Genomic DNA, 18511 nt, shown 5'->3' with positions numbered 1-18511 from the left:
TCCGGCAGCGAACCATGGCCCGTATCGTCAACTGTGTGAAACTGAAACGTGAAGCCGAAGGGCTGGACTACCCGCCCTACCCCGGCGAAGTCGGCACCCGCATCTGGCAGAGCATTTCCAAGGAAGCGTGGGAAGACTGGAAAGGCGTGCAGACCCGCCTGGTGAACGAAAACCGCCTGAACCTGGCCGACGCCCGCGCACGCAAATACCTGCAGCAGCAGATGGAGCGTTTCCTGTTCGAAGACGGCAGCGTCGAAGCCGACGGCTACGTTCCTCCCTCGGCCTGATCCGCCCCCGCCGCGCCTTCGGGCATGCGGCACGGCAAAGCCCCTCGCACGCGAGGGGCTTTGTTTTTGCGGCGCGCCGATACGCACCGCCAGCGTGCAGGCGAAGGCCTTAAGATTCAAGGTTGCAGACCGTATTAAAGCTGTCATGAAAGAAGAATCGCGCCCGCCCCTCCACCCGGACCCGTCCCCTGTCATTGCGCGCGCGTTGGCGATCGAACCCGACCGCAAGACCGGCACGCTGCAGGATGTGCGGCATGTCGTGATCCTGATGCAGGAGAACCGGTCCTTCGACCATTACTTCGGCACGCTGCCCGGCGTGCGCGGATTCGCCGATCCGCATGCCGTGCCCACGCGCGCGGGCACGGTGCTGACGCAGACCGATGGCAGCACGCATTGCCGCCCCTACGACTTGCAGACAGAGGTCGCCAGCGACAAGCCGGTCGGCTACATCACGCCGCACACCTGGGACGATTCGCAGCGCGCCTGGAACGACGGCCGCATGGATCAGTGGCTGTCCGCCAAGAGCCGGCTGGGCATGGGCGCCTACCGCAGCGCCGACGTGCCGTTTCAGACCGCGCTGGCCAATGCCTTCACGTTGTGCGATGCCTATCACTGCTCGGTCCAGGCCGGCACCAACCCCAACCGGCTGTTCCTGTGGACCGGCACCAACGACCCGCAGGGCGCGGCCGGCGGCCCCGCGCTGGTCAACACCTACGACCGGCTGGGTCCGGCGGGTGAAGGCTATTCCTGGACTACATACCCCGAGCGTCTGCAGGACGCCGACGTGACCTGGTGCATCTACCAGGACATGGCGGACAACTACAACGACAATCCGCTCGCGGGCTTTCAGCAGTACCGACGGCAGCATGCGGGCAACATGGGCAACGCCCCGCTGCGCGACCGCGCGCTGGCCACGCGCACACTGGACGATCTGGCGCGCGACGTCGCGGACGGCACGCTGCCGGCCGTGTCGTGGATCATCGCGCCCACGGCGGATTCGGAACATCCCGAGGTCTCGTCCCCTCGCCAGGGCGGCGCCTACACCGAGCGCGTGCTGGACATTCTGACGGCGCATCCCGACACGTGGAGCCGTTGCGTCCTGTTCGTCACCTACGACGAAAACGATTGCTTCTTCGACCACGTGCCCCCGCCCGCCCCGCCGGCGCGCCACCCGGACGGCGAGTCGGGCGGCCTGTCCACCGTGGAACTGGACGGCGAATACCACGACGCGCGCCGTGGTCCCAGCGCGTCCACGGCCGACGATCCGGCCGGGTTGTACGGACGCGCCTTCGGCCTGGGCCCGCGCGTGCCGATGCTGGTGGTCTCGCCCTGGAGCCGCGGCGGCTGGGTCAATTCGCAGGTGTTCGACCACACGTCGGTCATCCGATTCCTGGAAGCGCGCTTTGGCGTGGCCGAACCCAACATCAGCCCCTGGCGCCGCGCAGTGGCGGGCGACCTGACGACAGCCTTCGATTTTGCCGGCGACAGATGTTCGCATCACCCCGACAGCCACCGCCACGCGTGTCCTCTGCCCTACGTGCTGGAAGCCGTAGGCAAGATCACGGCCGACGGCCAGCATTACCGCCTGACGCTGCGCAACCCGGGCGGCGCGGGCGCCGTGCTGCATGTCTACGACCGCCTTGCGCTGGCGCATCCGCCCCGGCGCTACACGGTGGGCGCGGGCGCGCGTCTGGATGACGGATGGAGGCTGGCCGCGGGTGGCGCGTACGATCTCTGGCTGTTGGGACCGGATGGCTTTCACCGGGCGTTCCGCGGCGATGCGCAGGATGCGGGCACGCTTGAAGCGCAGTTGGTGCCCGTGACCTCGGGCCTGCGCCTGCGGCTCGTGAACCGCGGCGACATGCCGCAGCTGGTCAGGGTGGAGTCGCGCATGAACGATGGCTGGCGCGCGATGGCCCACGTGCCCGCGGGCGGCGCGGTCGAGCTTAAATACGCCGGCTGCGAGGGCTGGTACGACCTGGAAGTGGGTGCGCCGGCGATGCCGGCCTTTGGACGCCGGCTGGCGGGCCGCATCGACGCGGGCAAGCCGGGGGTGCCGGATCCCCGGCTGTGCCAGGGAGCGGCGCTGCCGCTGTGAAGCGGCAGCCGGTCTTTCTGTTTACTGCTCCGAGGTGTCCTCGGTTTCTTCTTCGCCGCGCGCCAGGCGCTCGGTGTTCTTCACGCCGGTGTGACGCACGTCGGCGCCCTTGACCATGTAGATCACGCGTTCGGACATGTTCTTGGCATGATCGCCGATGCGCTCAAGCGCGCGGGCGATGAAGATCATGTCGATGGCGCGTGAGATCGTGCGCGGATCTTCGATCATGTACGTGATCAGGTGACGCAGCGCGCCCTTCCATTCCTTGTCGACTTCCTTGTCGCTGCGCACGACGGCGGCGGCCTGGATGGGGTCGAGGCGGGCAAACGCGTCCAGCGCCTGGTGCAGCATGTTGCGCACGTTGGCGGCCATGTGGCGCAGTTCGATCACCGGAATGTGGCGCAGTTCGCCTTCGTGGACGCGACGGGCGACGGTAGCGACCTTTTCGGCTTCGTCGCCGGAACGTTCCATGTCGGTCAGCATCTTGGACACGGCCATCAGCATGCGCAGGTCGATGGCGGTGGGCTGGTGCCGGGCCAGGATGCGGCTGATGCTTTCGTCGATCTCGACTTCGTGGCGGTTGACTTCCTTTTCCCGCTCGCGAACCTTTTCAACCAGCGACATGTCGCCGCTGGCCAGCGCGTCGATCGCTTCCTGGATCATGGCTTCCACCACGCCGCCCATTTGCAAGAACTGCGAACGGACGCTTTCCAGATCGGCGTCGAACTGCTTGTTTGTATGCTCCGTCATCCGGGCTCCCTGCGTGGTTGATCTCATTGCATTGCCCCGAAAGTAGAGAGGTTACGAGATGGGCCTGCACAACCCGCAAGGTTATGACCCAAGTGTGACAGGATTATGAATGCGGGCCTCGCGCCCCGCAAGACGGAGCGGCGGACCCGCATCACAACCGGACTCAGGCGCGGCGGTCCAGGCGGCGGATGCCGTTCTGGGTGGCCAGCAGCGCCACGTCGGCGCCGGACAGCGCGAACAGGCCGCAGGTCACGACGCCCGGCAGGTTGTTGACGATGGCCTCGAACGCGGGCGCGTCAGTGATGGAAAGACCCGACACGTCCAGGATGATGTTGCCGTTGTCGGTGACGAAGCCCTCGCGCAGGCGGGGCTGGCCGCCCAGCGCGGTCAGTGCGCGGGCCACGGATTCACGCGCCATCGGGATGACTTCTAGCGGCAGCGGGAACTTGCCCATCGTCTGGACCAGCTTGGATTCGTCGGCGATGCAGATGAAGCGCTCGGCCACCGAGGCCACGATCTTCTCGCGCGTGAGCGCGCCGCCGCCGCCCTTGATCATGTGCAGATCGGCGTTGATCTCGTCGGCGCCGTCCACGTAGATGGGCATCGTGGACACGTCGTTCAGATCCAGCACCTTCAGGCCGTGGCCGGCCAGGCGCGCCGCGCTGCGCTCGGAGCTGGCGACCGTTCCGCCGATGCGGCCCTTGAATCGCGCCAGGCCATCGATGAACAGGTCGGCGGTGGAACCGGTGCCCACGCCGATGATGACGTCAGGGCCGGCGACCTGTTCGACGAATTCCAGGGCCGCGTCGGCGGCTTGCTGCTTGAGTTCTTGCTGGGAGAGCATGGCGGTAGAAGTGCGGAAAAGTTGCTTGAGCCGGGAAATTTAGCACGCGGCGATGGCGGGCCAGGCGCGCGACAGGATGGCCTGCGTGTCGACGCCGGGGGCCAATTCGCCAAAGATGCCCGACGCTTCCTGCAGGCGGCTGCCGACGAAGGCCTGCGCCACCGCGCCGGGCGCGTGCTCGATGAGCAAGGCGGCCTGCCACAGGCGCGCCAGACCGGCGGCGATGCGACGCGCCTGGAATGGCGCCTGCTCGCCATCGGCCAGCAGCGCGCGCCAACGCGCCAGCGCCGCGTCGAACTCCCGGTGCCGGCCGGCGGCGCGGGCGAATTCCGCGTCCAGCGCCGGCAGCGCGTCGGGCTCGCGCTGCAGCGCCCGCAGCACGTCCAGCGCCATGACGTTGCCCGAGCCTTCCCAGATGGAATTGACGGGCGTTTCCCGGTACAGGCGCGGCATCGGCCCTTCTTCGACGTAGCCGTTGCCGCCCCAGACCTCCATGCACTCGGCCACGGCGGCGACCGCGCGCTTGCAGACCCACAGCTTGGCGGCCGGCGTGCCGACACGCACCAGCGCGCGCGCGGCCGCGTCGCTGCGTTCGTCAACAGCCCGCGCCAGACGTAGCGCCAGCACCATGGCCGCTTCGCTTTCGAGCGCCAGGTCGGCCAGCACGATGCGCATCAGCGGCTGTTCGATCAGCGGTTTGCCAAAGGCCTGACGATGCCGCGCATGATGCGCCGATTGCGCCAGCGCCTGGCGCAGCAGCGCCGCGCTGCCCAGCACGCAATCGAGCCGCGTGGTGCCCGCCATTTCCAGCAGCACCGTCAGGCCGCGGCCGGGTTCGCCGACCATCACGCCCCAGGCGTCTTCGAATTCGACTTCCGAACTGGCGTTGCTCCAGTTGCCCAGTTTGTCCTTCAAACGCCGCACGCGCACGGCATTACGCGGGCCATCCGGTATCCAGCGGGGGACGAAAAAGCAGCTCAGCCCCTCATCGGTCTGCGCCAGCACCAGATGGGCGTCGGCCTGCGGCACCGAAAAGAACCATTTGTGTCCGATCAGCTGATAGGCGCTGCCGCGCCCTGGCGCGCCCAGCGGCGAGGCACGGGTGGTAACGGCGCGCAGGTCGGAGCCGCCCTGCTTTTCGGTCATGCCCATGCCGATCAGCGCGCTGCACTTGGCGGTGAGCGGCGCATCGCTGCCATCGAAATCTCGCGCGTAGAGCGCAGGCAGCCACTGGCCCGCAAAGTCCACGACGCCGGCAGGCTCGCGTTGCAAGAGCGGAACGGCGGCAAAGGTCATGGTGGTGGGACAGAGCGTGCCGGCCTCGACCTGGCCTTGCATCAAGTAGGCGGCGGCGCGCGCCACCTGCGCGCCCGGCGCGGGCTGCATCCACGCGCGGCTATGCAGGCCGCGCGCCATGATGCCGCTCATCAGCACGTTCCAGGCGGGGTGAAAGTCGATGCGGTCCACCCGATGGCCGGCGCGGTCGTAACTGACCAGGCGTGGCGGACAGCGGTTGGCCTCGGCGCCCGCGGCCAGCGTCTGCGCGCGGCCCAGCCAGGCGCCATGCGCGGCGAGGTCGCCCGCCCACGCTTCGGCGCCCTCGCGGCGCACGGCCTCGCGCAGCGCCGGATCGGTGTCGTACAGGGAATAGTCTTCCAGGGGCGGCACCTGGTTGAACACGGTATGCGTCGCGAACGATGACATGGAGTCTCCCTGGTTCGAACTGCCGCGGCGGCGCGGGTTGCCCGCAGCCGCTACCCGGCCATGGGCGCGGTCAAGGGCCAGGGCCGCAGCGCTTCGACCTGCGCCGCCAGTTCCAGCAGCTGCGCCTCGGCGCCCAGCGGTCCCATCACCTGGATGCCGATGGGCAGCCCGTCCGCGGACATGCCAAACGGAATTGAGATAGCGGGCATGCCGGTCAGGTTCGCCAACGGCGCGAAGGGCGAATAGCCGATGACGCCCTTCTTGCCCAGACGGTAGGCCAGATAATCGGCGTTGTCCATGGCGTAGCGGCCGATGGGCGCGGGCGGCAACGCCAGCACCGGACTCAGGAACAGGTCATAACCCTGGGCGCCATCCCGATGCAGGAAACGCCCGATGCGGCGGGTGATCTCGTGGCAGGTGTCAACGCAGGCCACATACTGCGCACCGGAGATCGCGCGGGCATATTCACGCGCGCCGAGCGTGGTGGGCTGCAGTTCGTCAGCGGCCAGGCGCCTGCCGCGCGCGGCCACGAAGCTGTCGATGGCGTTGGCGGCCGCGCTGGCGATCAGCGGCAGCATCGGCGACAGGACTTCCTCGGAGCCGACGGGCGGCGCCTCCTGCACCAATTCATGCCCCAGCGAGGCAAAGAACCGGGCCGCCTCGTCCAGCGTCGCGGCAACATCCGGATGAATGGCCTCGCCTTCGTAGGTGGTGTTGATGAAGGCAATGCGCCGGCGCGGCGCCGCGCTCGGATCCGCGGCAACCCGGGCCACCACCCCGCGATAGGACGCCGCGGGCGGGACGGGCGCGGCATAGGGCGCACCCACGTCGGCGCCCGCGCTGATGTCCAGCGCCGCCGCGCAGTCGCGCACGGACAGGGTCATCATGTGTTCGGTGGCCAGGCCGCCCCAGCCTTCACCTTTAAGCGGACCGAGCGGCATGAGGCCGCGCGAAGGCTTCAGGCCCAGCACGCCGCAGCACGACGCCGGGATGCGGATCGATCCGCCGCCATCGCTGCCATGCGCGATGCGCACCATGCCGCTGGCCAGCGCCGCCCCGGCGCCGCCGCTGGAGCCGCCCGCGCTGTGGCCCTTTTTCCAGGGATTCTGCGTGGCGGGGCCATAGACGGGCGACTCCGTCGTGGGGCTCAGGCCCAGCTCGGCGCTGGTGGTGCGGCCGAACGGAATCAACCCGGCGCGCCGGTAACGTTTGACGATGTCGGCATCGAGGTTCCACGTGACCTGGCCGTACAGCACGGACCCCATCGCGCTGGGCAGGCCGATGGCCGCCGTGGCGAGGTCCTTGAGCAGGGTCGGCACGCCGAGGAACGGCCGATCGCGCAGCAGCGCGAGGCGCTGCTCGGACGTCAGCGACGCCAGTTCTTCGTCCAGGGACTCGGCCAGCCGCAGCCCGGCTTCGGCCTGCACGCCGCAGGCGGCATTGATGGACGGATTGCGCGCTGCGACGCGCTCGACCGCCTGCTGCATGGCAGTCAGCGCGGTGGTGGCGCCTTGGGCGATGTCGGCGCCCAGCGCCGTCGCGTCGAGAGAAGAGGAATCATGGCGTTCGGCGATGCTCATGCTGACGATGCTCCAGGTATCGACGGCGAAGTGCCGCATGCATGAGGATATCGGCAGTCAAGGCGGCCAACAAGCGCGCCCGGCGACGGGCGCGCCCCAGCTTGCCTGTTCAGACGGCGCTGGCCGACGGCGCGCGGGGTTCCTCGGCGTCGTCGTCCTCGGGATCGGCAGCGTCCGCCGACGCCCCGCCCAGCAGGCGCAGCGCATCGGCTTCCGGCAGCGCTTCAACGCCCTTCAGGTTGCGCAGCATGGCGCGGGTGCGCACCTCGGTCTGGCCGATCTTGTTGCTGGCGGTGTCCAGCGTCTTCTTGACGCTGGCCAGCGATTCGCCGAACTTGCCGAACTCGGTCTTGACGGCCCGCAGCACCTGCCACACCTCGGAGGAACGCTGTTCGATCGCCAGCGTGCGGAATCCCATCTGCAGGCTGTTCAGCAGCGCGGCCAGATTGCTCGGGCCCGCCACGTTGACGCGCAGGTCGTGCAGCTTGTCCAGCAGGCCGGGGCGGCGCAGCACCTCGGCATACAGGCTTTCCGTGGGCAGGAACATGATGGCGAAGTCGGTCGTGTGGGGCGGCGCGATGTACTTGCCGGCAATCAGCCGCGCCTGGACCTCGACCGCGCGGCCCAGTGCGGCCCCGGCCACCTTGACGCCCTCGGCGTCGGCCGCTTCCTGCGCGTCCATCAGGCGCTCGTATTCTTCCTTGGGGAACTTGGCGTCGATCGGCAGCCAGACCGGATCGCCGCCGTCGCCACGCCCCGGCAGCCGGATGGCAAATTCCACGGCCGCGTCGCTGCCCGGCACCGGCTTGACGTTGCTGGCGTACTGATCGGGCGTCATGTTGTCTTCGATCAGGCGCGCCAGTTGCACTTCGCCCCACGTGCCGCGGGACTTCACGTTGGTCAGCACGCGCTTCAGGTCGCCCACCCCGGCGGCCAGCGCCTGCATTTCACCCAGCCCCTTGTGCACGGCTTCCAGGCGGTCGGACACTAGCTTGAAGGACTCGCCCAGCCGCTGCTCCAGCGTGGCATGCAGCTTCTCGTCCACGGTGCGGCGCATTTCGTCGAGCTTGGCGCTGTTGTCCGACTGCAGCGATTGCAGGCGCTGATCCACCGTGGCGCGCACTTCCATCAGGCGCCGCTCGTTGATCTGGATGAGGCCCTGCAATTGTTCCGAGAAGCCGGCGGCAAAGCGCGACAGCGATTCGGCGGATTCGGCCCGGGCGGCCTGCGCATCGCGCGACAGGCCGGCACGCAGATCGCCGTGCGACTGCGCCAGTTCCTGCCGCAGCGCGCGTGTGGATTCGGAAAACTCGCTGCGCAGGCCGCGCTGGCCTTCGGCGATGTCGGCGCGCAGCGCGCGCTCGGTGCGCTCCAGTCCTTCCAGCAGGGCGTCCAGTCGGGGATCGGTGGCGGACGGGCGCAGCCAGGCCAGCACGGCGGCCACGAAGGCCAGCACGGCGCCGCCGGCGACGACCCAAAGCAGAATATCGTTCAAGAAAGGCGTCTCCAAAGCGCGAATTGTAGGTCCCATTCCGCCCCCCTTTCCAGCCTGCTCCGCCAGCGTGAAGGCGCGGCGGGAGCAAGAGGATTAAACTGGCGGCCATCTGCATGGATACCCTCGCTTCTTTGAACTCCGCCGACCGCTCCGCCTGCACGCCTGCCGTCTCATTCCAGTCCGTGTTCGGACCGCTGAACCTGGATTCGGCAACACCGCTTGCCACGGGCGGAGACCGGCACATTTTCCAGCACCCGCACTCGCCCGCCCTGCTCGTCAAGGTCATGGACATGCGCGCGCGGGCGATCTACCTGGAAGCGCGGCCGTTCAAACGCTGGTACAAGCAATATCAGCGCGAAAGCGCCTACCGCGTGTACCTGAACGAGATATCGGAATACGTCACCACCACGACGCGCCCGTCCGGCGTGTGGCAGGTGCCCATGGCGCGCATCGTCGGGGTGGCGCAGACCTCGCTGGGCCTGGGGCTGGTGGTCGAAAAGATCACCGACGAAGCCGGCAACATGGCGCCGACCGTGACCGATCTGGCCATGAATGGCCTGCTCGACGATGCGCTGAAAGCGCAGCTCGATGCGTTCTTCGATGATCTGGCCGATGCGCACGTCGTGGTGCACGACATGTCGACCAGCAATATCGCCGTGGGCCTGAACGCCGACGGCAAGAAGGGCCTGTACCTGATCGACGGCTTCGGCGTGCTGCCGCTGATCCCGCTGTATGCATGGAGCAAGCGCCTGAACCGCCGCCGCCTGCAGCGCAAGTACGCCGAACTGCGCGAATCGCTGGCCCGGCGCATGCGCGAAGCCGGCGTCTAGCCGCCGGCCGGCGCCTCGGGCAGCACGCTGCCCTGCCGGTCCACCCACACGTAATCCTGTCCCGCGCGCTGCCCGCGCCGCAGCGGGTTACGCGTGCAGAACGCGGCGTAGGCCGGGTCCACGAAACGGTAGCTCAGGTGTTCGTCGCGCCCCGCCGGAATGCCCAGCCGCGTGGTGCAGATGAGATACGGCGGCGACTCGCCCACGTCTTCCACGTACAGGGCGCCGGGATCGAAACGGCGGGCATCCCATTCAGGCACTTTCAGGCCCAGCGACCGGCACAGCAGCGTCTGGCCCGCGCAAAGCGCGCCCAGCGCCCGGGGCCGGCCTTGCGCATCGGGGTTCAGTTCGCGCATCCGTTCAAGCGACTCGGGGCCGGACAGCGCGTCGGTCCACGGATAAGCCGATTTGATCAGCACCGCATTGCCGGGGCCGCCCGCACTGAAGTTCAGCGAATCGCCCCCGCGGGCGTAGTACATGTAGATGGTGCCGCCGTCCATGAACAGGGCGCGGCGCTTGTGGGTGTACCCCAGCGAGGCATGGCTGCCCCGCTCTTCCAGGTAGTAGGCCTCGGTTTCGATGATGCGCGCCGACAGCCACAGGCCGCCGACCCGGTGGCGGATCACCTTGCCGGGCAACTCGCGCGCCAGCTGAGCCGCGTCGCGGTCAAAGAAGGCGTCCGGCAAGGCCTGTCCGGCCCCGCCGCGGGCCTCAGGCGAAACGTTCGCCGTAGCGCTTTTCACTGAAACCAACACTCACCTCGCCATCCGGCGTGACGGTGACCGGACGGCGCACCAGGGCCGGGTACTCAGCGATCAGCTTGGTCCACTGGGCGTCGGTATGGGCGGTCTTGCGGTCCTCGGGCAGGTTGCGCCACGTCATGGAGGCGCGGTTGACCAGCTTTTCCCAACCGCCGACCTGCTCGGACCAGGACTTGAGCGTCGCGGCCGGCACCGGCTCGTCGCGGTAATCGACGAAGGCGTGGTCAACGCCATGCTCGGTCAGCCAGTCGCGCGCCTTCACGCAGGTGCTGCACTTGGTCAGGCCATACAGGGTGGTTTGCGTCATTTGGCTTCGGACTCCTTGCGCCATTGCATGCGGTTGGCGAGGATCACGCACGTGCCCACCGCCAGGATGAACAGGGTGGCCAGCGCGTTGATCTCGGGCTTGAGGCCCAGCCGCACCCGGGAGAAGACCTCCATGGGCAGCGTGCTCGAGCCGGGGCCGGACAGGAACGACGCGATGACGACGTCGTCCAGCGACAACGTGAAGGACAGCAGCCAGGCCGACGCCAGCGCCGGCGCAATCAGCGGCAGCGTGATCTTGAAGAACACGGTGATCGGCGTGGCGCCCAGGTCCAGCGCGGCTTCTTCCAGCGAGCGGTCCAGGTCGCGGATGCGGGTCTGGATGACGACGGCCACGAACGCCATGCACAGCGTCACGTGCCCCACCCAGATCGTGAACATGCCGTTCTGCTCGGGCCAGCCCAGCGCACCGCGCACCTCGACGAACATCAGCAGCAGCGAGATGCCCAGCACAACTTCGGGAATCACCAGCGGCGCGCTCAGCATGCCGACGTACAGCGCAAAGCCGCGGAACCGGCCCATGCGTCCCAGCACATAGCCCGCCCAGGTGCCGATGACGACGGCCGCGGTGGCCGTCAGCACGGCAATGCGGAACGACAGCCAGGCGGCGCGCAACAGCGCGTCGTCATTGACCAGCGAGTGATACCAGCGGAACGAAAACCCGGTCCACGACGTGACCGAGGGCGACTCGTTGAACGAAAACACCATCAGGCTGAGGATGGGCACGTACAGAAAGAAGTAGCCCAGCCCCAGCACCACGGCGCGCAGCGTCTTGTTCGGACCGTTCATTTGCGGTCTCCGCCCTGCTGCTTGACCTGGCTGTACTGGAAGTACACCAAGGGCACGAGCAGCAGCAACACCATCACGCACGTCACGGCCGACGCCATCGGCCAGTCGGCGTTGTTGAAGAATTCATTCCACATCACGCGGCCTATCATCAGCGTATTCGCGCCGCCCAGCATTTCGGGGATCACGTATTCACCGACGGCCGGAATGAACACGAGCATCGCGCCCGCGATCACGCCCTGGCGCGACATCGGCACCGTGATCTGCCAGAACGCCTGCCACGGCCGGGCGCCCAGGTCATAGGCGGCTTCGAGCAGGCGCAGGTCCATCTTCACCAGCGTCGCGTACAGCGGCAGGATGAAGAACGGCAGGTAGGCATAGACCATGCCGATGTACACGGCCAGGTCGGTGCGGTAGATCTCGAGCGGACTGGAGATCAGGCCCAGGCCCTGCAGCAGGTTGTTCAGCAGGCCGTCGTTGCGCAGGATGCCCACCCAGGCATACACGCGCAAAAGCAGCGACGTCCAGAACGGCAGGATCACCGCCAGCAGCAGCAGGTTGCGCACGCGCGCCGACGACCGGGCGATGTAGTACGCAATGGGGTAACCCATCAGCACGCAGACGAGCGTGGTGATGCCGGCGATCTTCACCGAGCTGAGGTACGTGCGGAAATACTGGTTTTCCGTGAACAGCAGGATGTAGCCGCGCAGGTGCAGGCTGAACTGGATCGCCTCGTCCTGAAACTGCGCCAGCGACGTGTACGGCGGAATGCCGAACTTCATTTCGGCAAAGCTGATCTTCAGCACCAGGAGGAACGGCAGCAGCAGAAACAGCACCAGCCAGGCGAACGGCGGCACCACCGCCAGCGCCCTGCCCGACGGGAGCCACTCGCGGGGCGAAAAGCGGATCATGACGCAAGCACCGTCGCGCTGTCGGCGTCCCAGCTCACGAAGATTTCTTCGTCGATGCCCGGCGCGTCCATCTGGGCCAACAGGCGGCTGGGCACGCTGGCCTCGACCGTCTTGCCGGAGTCCAGGCGGATCTGATAGAGGGCATAGCTGCCCATCCAGGCCATGTGGCTGACCATGCCGTGGGCCCAGTTGTATTCGCCGTCCGGTTGTTCACGCGAGACCAGCAGGCGCTCGGGCCGGATGGAGACGTGCACTTCCATGCCCAGGGGTTCGCTGACCCCGTGGTTCACGAAGAGCGGACGGGTCAGTTCGTCGCATTCAATGGCCACATGATCGGGCTCGTCGACGACGATGGTGCCCGTGAACATGTTGGTCGACCCGATGAAGCTGGCGACAAAGCGCGAGTTCGGGAAGGCATACACGTCCTGCGGCGTGCCGCACTGGACGATCTGGCCTTCGGTCATGACGGCCAGGCGGTGCGCCATGGTCATGGCTTCTTCCTGGTCGTGGGTGACCATGATGCAGGTCACGCCGACCTGTTCCAGGATCTTCACGAGTTCGATCTGCGTCTTCTGGCGGATCTGCTTGTCCAGCGCCGACATGGGTTCGTCAAGCAAAAGCAGCTTGGGACGCTTGACCAGGCTGCGCGCCAGCGCCACGCGCTGCTGCTGCCCGCCCGAAAGCTGGTTGGGCTTGCGGCGCGAATAGCCCGCCATCTGCACCAGGTCCAGCGCCTCGAACACGCGGTCATGGATTTCGGCGCGGTCCACGCCTTCCTGCTTCAGGCCGAAGGCCACGTTGGCCTCGACCGTCATGTGCGGGAACAGCGCGTACGACTGGAACATCATGTTCACGGGCCGGCGGTACGGCGGCACGCTGGTGATGTCCTCGCCGTCCAGCAGGATCTGGCCCGAAGTCACTTCCTCGAAGCCCGCCAGCATGCGCAGCAAGGTGGACTTGCCGCTGCCCGAGCTGCCCAGCAGCGCGAAGATTTCGTTTCGCTTGACGGACAGGTTGACCGAACGCACGGCCACCACGTCGCCAAAGATCTTTACAACATCGGAGACCCGGACGAACTCGTCCGGGTCCGCCTGCTGCGCCGAGTAACGGCTATCGTTCATGATGACTAATTTCCCAACTTCAGCTCGGACCACAACTTGTTCTGCAGCCGTGAAATGTTCAAGGGCAACGCCTTGATCACGTACAGGGTCTTGGAGACCTCGGCGGGCGGGTAGATCATGGGATTTTCAGCCACATCCTTGTTCACGAACTGCCGCGCTTCCTTGTTGGCGTTCGGGTAGAACATGGTGTTGGTGATGGCTGCGTGGACCTTCGGCGTTTCGATGTAGTTGATGAACGCGTGGGCCTCTTCGGGATGCGGCGCATCCTTGGGGATGACCATCAGGTCGAACCACGCCGGCGCGCCGCCCTTCGGAATGAAGTAGTTCACTTCATAAGGCTTCTTGGCGTCCTGCGCGCGCTTGCGGGCAATCATGACGTCGCCGGAGAAACCGTAGACCATGCACAGGTCGCCCACGGCCAGTTCGTCGATGTAGCCCGACGAGCTGAACTGGCGGATGTACGGACGGATCTTCTTCAGCACTTCCATCGCGGCCTGGTAGTCGGCGCTGTTGGTGCTGTTGGGGTCCTTGCCCAGGTACTTGAGCACGGCCGGGAACACCTGCGCGGCTTCGTCCAGCATGGAAATGCCGCATTCCTTCAGCTTGGCGGCGTTCTCGGGCTTGAAGATCATGTCCCAGCTGGCCAGGTCCACGTCGTCGCCCATGATCTGCTTGACCTTGGTGACGTTGTAGCCCAGGCCATTGGTGCCGTAGCCCCACGGAATGGCGTGTTCGTTGCCGGGATCCACCGTGGCGACCAGCGCCATGACTTCGGGATCCAGGTACTTCCAGTTGGGGATCTTGGATTTGTCCAGCTTCTGGAACAGGCCGGCTTCGATCTGGCGCGAGGCGTAATGGGTGGACGGGACAACGACGTCGTAACCCGACTTGCCGGCCAGCAGCTTGGCCTGCAATGCGTCGTTGCTGTCGTAGACGTCATAGCGGACCTTGATGCCGGTTTCCTTTTCAAAACCCGGGATCGTGTCCGGGGCCGTGTATTCGGCCCAGTTGTAGACGTTGACGACCTTGTTCTGCGCCATCGCAGCCGACGTGGCCACCGCGACCAGCACCGCCCCGAGCGCCCAGCGCATTCCCGCCTTCAGTTCCATTATGTCCAGCCCCCTTGCTCTATGCCGTTTATGACAGGAGTACCAAAAGGCGAAATGATAAAGCCATTTTGCGATGACCTGCCCAACTTTGGGGGGTAATTGGCGCAATTGCCGCCTTGGCGGGCCGCGGCGGGCGGGCCAGCGGTCAGGGCTGGATTCCGATGCCCCAGGCCGTCCAGTAACTGTCGCGCAGGCGCATCCAGAACCGGTCGCCGGCCTCGCCGGCCACCTTGCGCAGCGACCGGCGCAGGCGGTCGAGATTGGCCTGGCGCTGCCGCTCCGACAGCCCGCCCTGCGTGCCGCGGTCAAAGTCGATGAGCCAGACCCGGCCATCGTTGCCGATAAGGATGTTGAACACGTTCAGATCGGCATGCCAGACGCCCGCCCGGTGCATGCGCACGATGGCATCGGCCACCGGCTGCCACAGGGGCTCGGAAAGCGCCTGCGCCAAGGGCCGCACGCCGGGAATGCGCTCGACCACGATGGCGGCGCGGTAGATTGGGCCCTGGCGCCAGTAGGCGGCCGCCAGCGGCGCCGGCACCGGCAGCCCTTGCGCGCGCAGGGCGGCCAGCAGCCGGTATTCGCGAAAGCTGCGCGTGCGCGACTCGCCGTTCCACAGATACGCGTCGCGGCTGATGCGGGCGATCATGCCGCCGCGGCGGTAGCGCCGCAGCACACCCTGCCAGCCCTGCCCCTCCACGAACCACGCGGCCTGGCGTCCGCCGGCGTCCACCGGCCGCGCCCGGTCGCCATAGTGACCGGGGTTGAAGACTTCGGGGCCCGCGTCGGCAAGGCGCCGGGCATCGCTGAGCATGGCGCCGGCCAGCGGGCCATCCCAGGTGGTGCGCCGCGCGCCGGATTGATCGTCAGCCTTCACGATTGCGCATCCAGTCGGCCACGCCGTAGAACGATTCGAGCAGACGCTCGACCAGGACGGGATCGATGCCCTCGTCTTCCATTGCGCGGCCGATACAGGTCACCCATTGGTCGCGCTCGACCTCGCCGATGGAGAACGGCAGATGACGCGCCCGCAGGCGGGGATGGCCGAAGCGTTCGATGTAGTGGTCCGGACCGCCGAAATAGCCGCAGAGGAACCAGAAGAGCTTGTCGCGCGCCTCGTCCAGGCTGGGGCCGTGGGCGGCGCGCAGTTCCTTGAGGTCGGGCTCCATGTCCATCAGGTCATAGAAGCGGTCGACGAGGGCGCGCACGCCGGCTTCGCCGCCAAGAAGGTCAAACATGGTGCGGGAGTTTTCCACGGGTTCTGTAATGGTGTGGACGCGGGACGTCATCAGGTTTCTCGGAGGGTGACGAGCGGCGGCGTACGCAGGACGCCGCGCAGGGCAAGCGCGCCGCCCGCCCAGGCGCCCAGCATGCCGGTGCCGATGCCGGCCAGCCACGGCCAGAGGCTGAGGGTAATGGTGAAGTCGAACACCTGGGTTGATAAAGCCCAAGCGATCGCGGTCGCGCCGGCCGCCGCAAGAAGGCCTGCCAACCCGCCCACGGCCCACAGCTCGATGCGCTGCGAACGGGCAAGCTGACGGCGCGTGGCGCCCAGCGCGCGCAGCACCGCCGCCTCGCGCATGCGCTCGTCGCGCGTGGCGGTCAGCGCCGCGGACAGCACCAGCACGCCGGCGGCAAGCGTAAACAGGAACAGCAGCTGCACGGCGCGGCCCACTTCATTCAGCACGGACTGCAACTGCTGCAGGATGGCGCCCACGTCGAACACCGTCAGGTTCGGAAACTCCCGCACCAGGGCGGGCAACACCGCCGCCTTTTCGGGCGGCAGGTAGAAGGACGTGATCCAGCTCTGGGGCATGTCGGCCAGTGCGGCGGGGGTCAGGATGGCGAAAAAATTGACGCGCATCGTATCCCAATCCACCCGGCGGATGCTCGACACCGCCACCTCGACCTGCTGGCCGGCCACGTCGAACGTCATCTTGTCGCCCAGCCCGATGCGCAGCGACTGCGCCAGCCCGGCCTCCAGCGAGACCTCCGCGGAACCCGGCGTCAGCCAGCGGCCCTGCTCGATACGATTGGACGACGGCATCTCGTCGCCATAGGACAGGTTGAATTCGCGGTCCACCAGGCGCTTGGCGCGCGGCTCTTCATAATCGTCCGGTCCCACCGGCTTGCCATTGACGGCAATCAGCCGCCCGCGGACCATCGGCGACAGCGTGATGCGGCCCAGGCCTTCGCGCGTCAGCGCGTCGGTCACGGCCTGGCGCTGGTCCGGCTGCACGTTGATCAGGAAGCGGTTGGGCGCGTCCGGCGGCATGGTGCGTTGCCAGCCCTGGATAAGATCGGTGCGCGTCATCGTCAACAGCAGCAGCGCCATCAAGCCGACCGCCAGTGCGCAGACCTGGGTGATCGTGGCGGCCCGGCGGCGCACCACGCCCGCCAGCGCAAAGCGCAGCGCGGGCAGGCCGGCAGCCAGCCGGCGCACGCGCGCCAGGCCCAGGATGCACAGCCAGGCGACCAGCGCGAACACGCCAAAGGCGCCCAGAAAGCCGCCCGCCACCACGCCGCCCAGCTTGGCATCGCCCGCGAACCACCAGATCAGCAGCGCAAAACCCGCCGCACCCAGCACGTAGCCGAACGCGCTACGCGCGCTGATCGTGTCCGCATCACGCCGCAGGACGCGGGCGGGCGGCACGTGGCGCAATTGCGCCAGCGCGGGCAGCGCGAATCCCAGAAGCAGCAGCAATCCGGTCAGGACGCCCTGCAACGCCGGAATGGCAGACGGGGCCGGCAAGGTCGTGTCGATCAGCGAGTCCAGTAGCATGACGAGCACCTGATGCACACCAAACCCCAGCAGGCAGCCGGCGGCGGACGAGAACAGCCCAACCAGTGTGAATTCCAGCGTCAGCATGCGCGCGACTTGCGATTGCACGGCGCCCAGGCAGCGCATGACCGCGATGCCATCACGATGCCGCGTCATGTAACGTCCCGCCGCCAGCGCCACGGCCACGGCCGAGATCAGCACGGCCAGCAGCGCGACCAGCGACAGAAAACGCTGCGCGCGGTCCAGCGTGCGGCGCACTTCCGGGCGGCCCGATTCCAGGGTGGCGATCTTCTGGCCGCGCTTCAGATTCTGGTTCAGCCAGGCGGAATATCCAGCCACGGCGTCGGGCTGGCCGGCGACCAGCATGGCATAGCCGATGCGGCTGCCCGGCGCGATGAGGCCCGTGGCTGGCAGGTCGCTGGCGCGCAGCAGCACGCGCGGGGCGACGTTGACGAACTGCATGCCCTTGTCCGGCTCATAGGTGATGACGCGGTCGATGCGCATGTGGGCGTCGCCCACGTTCAGCGTATCGCCCACCTTCAGGTTCAAGAGCGCCAGCAACTGCGCGTCTACCCACACCGCGCCTTCGGGCGGGATGTCGCGCGTGGGCGCATCGGGCGCGAACGGCGCCTCCGCCACCCGCAAGGCCCCGCGCAGCGGATAGCCGGGCTCCACCGCTTTCAATGCCGCGAGCTGCGCGCCGTCCCCGGCGCCCACCATGGAGGGAAACTGCCACGTGCCGGAAACGGTCAGACCGCGCTCGCGCGCCTGATCCTTGAAGGCGGCGGGTACGGGTTCGTCGGCATCCAGCACCAGATCGGCGCCCAGCATCTGGCCGGCGTCGCGTTCCAGCGCGCGGCCGACGCGGTCGGCCAGAAAGCCCACGCTGGTAACGGCGGCCACCGCCACGACCAGCGCCAGGACCAGCAAACGGAGCTCGCCGGCGCGCGCATCGCGCATCATCATCCGGGCGCCCAGGCGCAAGGTTGACCAGAAACCAGGGCGCCTGGCCTGTGACATATCAGGGAAATCCATCATTCGTCCATGTTAACTAAGCGCCTGTAGGGCGTCCGAATCCCGATATCATCCCGGGGCGGGAGGCAAAGCCGCCCATAAAGATAACCAATTC

At 67.3% G+C, this 18511-nt stretch carries 17 protein-coding genes; 3 read left to right on the top strand and 14 right to left on the bottom strand.

Going from position 1 to position 18511, the window contains the following annotated elements; all coding sequences use genetic code 11:
• The first annotated feature begins 14 nt into the window (after window positions 1-14).
• Window positions 15-287, top strand: coding sequence for an oxidative damage protection protein (locus tag AC6CIE_RS13210; RefSeq protein WP_105238082.1), 273 nt, complete (start codon window positions 15-17; stop codon window positions 285-287).
• Between the two features lie 145 nt (window positions 288-432).
• On the top strand, window positions 433-2385 hold the full coding sequence (locus AC6CIE_RS13205) for a phosphocholine-specific phospholipase C (RefSeq protein ID WP_498092367.1): 1953 nt from the start codon (window positions 433-435) through the stop codon (window positions 2383-2385).
• Between the two features lie 21 nt (window positions 2386-2406).
• Here AC6CIE_RS13205 and phoU read toward each other — a convergent pair whose 3' ends face one another.
• The 5 genes from phoU to AC6CIE_RS13180 all read right to left on the bottom strand — a co-directional run bounded on the left by phoU (window position 2407) and on the right by AC6CIE_RS13180 (window position 8758).
• Window positions 2407-3135, bottom strand: a complete 729-nt coding sequence (phoU, locus tag AC6CIE_RS13200) for a phosphate signaling complex protein PhoU (protein WP_175138741.1) — start codon at window positions 3133-3135, stop codon at window positions 2407-2409.
• A gap of 163 nt (window positions 3136-3298) precedes the next feature.
• On the bottom strand, window positions 3299-3979 hold the full coding sequence (gene rpiA, locus AC6CIE_RS13195) for a ribose-5-phosphate isomerase RpiA (protein ID WP_175138742.1): 681 nt from the start codon (window positions 3977-3979) through the stop codon (window positions 3299-3301).
• 39 nt (window positions 3980-4018) lie between these two features.
• Entirely contained in the window at window positions 4019-5683 is a 1665-nt protein-coding gene (locus tag AC6CIE_RS13190; protein WP_498092365.1) for an isovaleryl-CoA dehydrogenase, read from the bottom strand.
• A gap of 50 nt (window positions 5684-5733) precedes the next feature.
• Window positions 5734-7302, bottom strand: a complete 1569-nt coding sequence (locus AC6CIE_RS13185; protein ID WP_498092363.1) for an amidase — start codon at window positions 7300-7302, stop codon at window positions 5734-5736.
• Window positions 7303-7372: 70 nt separating this feature from the next.
• On the bottom strand, window positions 7373-8758 hold the full coding sequence (locus AC6CIE_RS13180) for a DNA recombination protein RmuC (protein ID WP_498092361.1): 1386 nt from the start codon (window positions 8756-8758) through the stop codon (window positions 7373-7375).
• Between the two features lie 113 nt (window positions 8759-8871).
• Here AC6CIE_RS13180 and AC6CIE_RS13175 point away from each other — a divergent pair, with 113 nt between their 5' ends.
• On the top strand, window positions 8872-9588 hold the full coding sequence (locus AC6CIE_RS13175; protein ID WP_498092359.1) for a PhoP regulatory network YrbL family protein: 717 nt from the start codon (window positions 8872-8874) through the stop codon (window positions 9586-9588).
• Here the strand turns inward: AC6CIE_RS13175 and AC6CIE_RS13170 are convergent.
• The 9 genes from AC6CIE_RS13170 to AC6CIE_RS13130 form a co-directional block, all read right to left on the bottom strand.
• Window positions 9585-10274, bottom strand: coding sequence for a DNA-3-methyladenine glycosylase (locus AC6CIE_RS13170; RefSeq protein WP_498092357.1), 690 nt, complete (start codon window positions 10272-10274; stop codon window positions 9585-9587). The genes AC6CIE_RS13175 and AC6CIE_RS13170 overlap by 4 nt on opposite strands.
• Before the next feature lie 25 nt (window positions 10275-10299).
• Entirely contained in the window at window positions 10300-10656 is a 357-nt protein-coding gene (locus AC6CIE_RS13165) for an arsenate reductase (RefSeq protein ID WP_175125744.1), read from the bottom strand.
• Window positions 10653-11462 carry an ABC transporter permease subunit gene (locus tag AC6CIE_RS13160; protein ID WP_498092355.1) on the bottom strand — a complete coding sequence of 270 codons (810 nt, stop codon included), beginning with the start codon at window positions 11460-11462 and terminating at the stop codon, window positions 10653-10655. The genes AC6CIE_RS13165 and AC6CIE_RS13160 overlap by 4 nt, the downstream gene beginning before the upstream one ends.
• Window positions 11459-12370 carry an ABC transporter permease subunit gene (locus AC6CIE_RS13155; protein ID WP_175125746.1) on the bottom strand — a complete coding sequence of 304 codons (912 nt, stop codon included), beginning with the start codon at window positions 12368-12370 and terminating at the stop codon, window positions 11459-11461. Before AC6CIE_RS13155 ends, AC6CIE_RS13160 begins: the two co-directional genes overlap by 4 nt.
• Window positions 12367-13491 (bottom strand): ABC transporter ATP-binding protein, encoded by a 1125-nt coding sequence (locus tag AC6CIE_RS13150; protein ID WP_175125748.1) that lies wholly within the window; start codon window positions 13489-13491, stop codon window positions 12367-12369. Before AC6CIE_RS13150 ends, AC6CIE_RS13155 begins: the two co-directional genes overlap by 4 nt.
• 5 nt (window positions 13492-13496) lie before the next feature.
• A complete protein-coding gene (locus tag AC6CIE_RS13145; RefSeq protein ID WP_498092353.1) occupies window positions 13497-14600 on the bottom strand; it encodes a polyamine ABC transporter substrate-binding protein in 1104 nt (367 codons plus the stop codon).
• A gap of 145 nt (window positions 14601-14745) precedes the next feature.
• Window positions 14746-15477 carry a 3-deoxy-D-manno-octulosonic acid kinase gene (locus tag AC6CIE_RS13140; protein ID WP_498092351.1) on the bottom strand — a complete coding sequence of 244 codons (732 nt, stop codon included), beginning with the start codon at window positions 15475-15477 and terminating at the stop codon, window positions 14746-14748.
• Window positions 15467-15889, bottom strand: a complete 423-nt coding sequence (locus AC6CIE_RS13135; RefSeq protein WP_218345069.1) for a group II truncated hemoglobin — start codon at window positions 15887-15889, stop codon at window positions 15467-15469. Before AC6CIE_RS13135 ends, AC6CIE_RS13140 begins: the two co-directional genes overlap by 11 nt.
• Entirely contained in the window at window positions 15889-18420 is a 2532-nt protein-coding gene (locus tag AC6CIE_RS13130) for an ABC transporter permease (protein WP_498092349.1), read from the bottom strand. The genes AC6CIE_RS13135 and AC6CIE_RS13130 overlap by 1 nt, the downstream gene beginning before the upstream one ends.
• Window positions 18421-18511: the final 91 nt, after the last annotated feature.

The organism is Achromobacter sp. GQ309, from assembly GCF_059759315.1.
Note: the sequence above shows the minus strand (reverse complement) of the source record. Positions and strands in the feature narration are given on the sequence as shown.